The sequence below is a fragment of the Vibrio hibernica genome, assembly GCF_015223435.1.
GTDB lineage: Bacteria > Pseudomonadota > Gammaproteobacteria > Enterobacterales > Vibrionaceae > Vibrio > Vibrio hibernica.
Window position 1 is genome coordinate 1 of the sequence record NZ_VHKO01000106.1, and the last position, 2,346, is coordinate 2,346.

Below are 2,346 nucleotides of genomic sequence, written 5' to 3' on the forward strand. Positions count from 1 at the left end.
AAAAAAATATCCAATCAATCGTGTCGTTATTGAAGCAACGGGTCGTCTTGAGCAACCCTTTATTCTGGCTTGTGCTGAAGCTAAAATTCCTTTTGTTATCGCCAACCCTGTTAACATCAAACGCTTCGCAGGTGCCATTGGTCAAAAAGCAAAAACAGACAAACTTGATGCTCACCTCATCGCTCATTTTGGTGAAGCGATAAAGCCCTCATTATCAACCTTAAAGCCTGAGCAGATGCGTCTTATGAGCGATTTACTGTCAAGAAGAAGACAACTCATGGATATGCAAACGATGGAGAAAAACCGTTCTCAGATAATGCCAAAAACAATCTCTTCGTTAATAAAACCTATCTTAACGGCGTTAAAAAATCAGATAGAAAAAGTAGACTCAAAACTACAAAAACTCATTGAAGAATGTGACGAATACAAAGCCAAAAATGACATCATTCAAAGTGTTCCAGGTGTCGGAAATGTTGTCGCCTTTAATCTACTCAGCGACATGCCAGAGCTTGGCTATATAAACAATAAAGAAGCCGCTTCTTTAGTTGGCGTAGCCCCATTTAATCGAGAGAGCGGTGCTTACCAAGGCAAGCGAATGATACGTGGTGGGCGACCTAAAATAAGAACGGCAATGTACATGGCAATGATGTCAGCCATTCAATGTAATCCTAAATTTAAAGAGATTTACCATCGAATGGTTGCGGCTGGAAAACCTAAAAAAGTAGCCATCATTGCGTGCATTAGAAAGCTCATAGTGATCATAAATTCGATGGTGAGAGATGGTGTCATGTGGAACCCTAAAATGGTTTAACATTAATTATTGACACCATAGTCACTTGTTAGGCATTTTATTCTGAGGCAGGCTTAAATAAGGAAATCATTGGAGTAGGTAACTTCGCTTGTGCTGCCGATCTAAATGCATGCTCTCTCCAAAATGGCCAAGCATTATGGACAACATTAAATTGCATAAATTCATTTATAGCTTCTTCTGAAATTTCCTGTGTTTGGTGATACTTAACAATAAAACACGCTTCAATCTCAGCGAGAGTTTTAATTTCACTTTCTTCGTTCTCCTCTATAAACCTTAAGCCAAATTCAACCTTAGCATGAATTAACCTAGAACCATCAGAGTTATCTTCACTTTCTAAGAACTCCGCTTTTATCGATATTTTGTTTTGTTGTCCCATTTCTTCAGGGTAATTATCAGAACTTATCTCTTCAAAACGTGATATCGAAGTTGAATATAGGTGAATATCAATTAACTCTAATGACTTAATTGCTTCACCGATTAATTCTTTATCCATAAGATACGTCCTTTGTTAATTCAATTGATCTTACAGTTTTAAACTGAGATTGATTAGCAGCCTTAAATTTTGGATATGGTATTACATTATTTTCATAAGTTACTTGGGTTGATTCTCTTTTAATGCCTGCACCAATTAAAAGTTCATGTAATACAGGTGGGTGCTTTAAGCAAATACGTATTAACTTATCCATCGCTACGCTTTGAGAAACTTCAGCTCGTTCGTATTTTGAAAACGCATTCTTACCTCCTCCGAAAACAAGAGAGGCTTGTTCTTGAGTTAATTCCATTGAAGTACGAGCATGATAAATTTGTGTAGAAGTTAAAAGTCCATCTACACTTTTCTTCGCATCTCTAACACGAGAATCATTATTTAATATCTGTTGTTTCGAAACGAATTCTCTTTCGCATTCATTACATACGGAATATTCCATTGAGATCGATAATACTGATCCTTTATAGGAAATACTTTCCATATCATCTAATTGTCTAATACTTTCTGATTTACATATTTTGCAATTGGTCATATAAACTCTCCTCAAGTTAATACTGAGGTAAATGAAAAGAAGCTAAATCAATAACTAGATATCCATCCACAAGACAAAACTTGACATATAATTCATCAAACTCATCTTCTTCTGGGTCTTTCTTATAGCGACAAATATACTCATCATCAGGTGGTTGATTACCATAAGAGTGAGTCTTACGAAAATCACTTGATCTGAGTTGGCATAGGCAAGAGGATACGTCATTCATGTCATATCCTAAGTTAGCTATATCTCTACTAACTTTTCTGCCTCTATATTCAATATCTAGACTTTGAGCTGCCGCTTTTACCTGTTCTAAATCGTATTCAGCCACACACTCTCCATGTAACCATAATGGTTAGTTTAGCGGATGTTAACATAATTGCACGAGATTGGAATAGCATTTAATGCCTAACAATTTAATAGACGGAAAAAACCCGTATAGTCTTTCCGTCTATCATTCTATTCGTTTTTTCATTCAACAAGCTAAATAACTAAATTTATTCATAAAGTATG

The 2,346-nt window shown here is 35.8% G+C and carries 4 protein-coding genes; 1 reads left to right on the plus strand and 3 read right to left on the minus strand.

Annotation, left to right across the window (positions count from 1 at the left end):
- Positions 1 to 811, plus strand: an 811-nt coding sequence (locus tag FH976_RS15605; protein WP_194091695.1) for an IS110 family RNA-guided transposase, incomplete at its 5' end; no start/stop codon positions are given.
- Positions 812 to 848: 37 nt separating this feature from the next.
- Here FH976_RS15605 and FH976_RS15610 read toward each other — a convergent pair.
- From FH976_RS15610 to FH976_RS15620, 3 genes are read right to left on the minus strand one after another with little or no spacing between them, the layout of a single operon-like run.
- The gene (locus tag FH976_RS15610; protein ID WP_194091696.1) at positions 849 to 1,304 is read right to left on the minus strand and encodes a hypothetical protein; all 456 of its coding nucleotides are present in this window, start codon (positions 1,302 to 1,304) and stop codon (positions 849 to 851) included.
- Positions 1,297 to 1,830, minus strand: coding sequence for a type II toxin-antitoxin system MqsA family antitoxin (locus FH976_RS15615; RefSeq protein ID WP_194091697.1), 534 nt, complete (start codon positions 1,828 to 1,830; stop codon positions 1,297 to 1,299). The genes FH976_RS15610 and FH976_RS15615 overlap by 8 nt, the downstream gene beginning before the upstream one ends.
- A gap of 16 nt (positions 1,831 to 1,846) precedes the next feature.
- Positions 1,847 to 2,164 (minus strand): type II toxin-antitoxin system MqsR family toxin, encoded by a 318-nt coding sequence (locus FH976_RS15620; protein WP_194091698.1) that lies wholly within the window; start codon positions 2,162 to 2,164, stop codon positions 1,847 to 1,849.
- Between the last annotated feature and the right edge of the window lie 182 nt (positions 2,165 to 2,346).

Coding starts and splice junctions, on each gene's coding strand:
- FH976_RS15615 (WP_194091697.1), bottom strand. CDS start 1,830: ATGACCAATTGCAAAATATGTAAATCAGAAAGTATTAGACAATTAGAT.
- FH976_RS15610 (WP_194091696.1), bottom strand. CDS start 1,304: ATGGATAAAGAATTAATCGGTGAAGCAATTAAGTCATTAGAGTTAATT.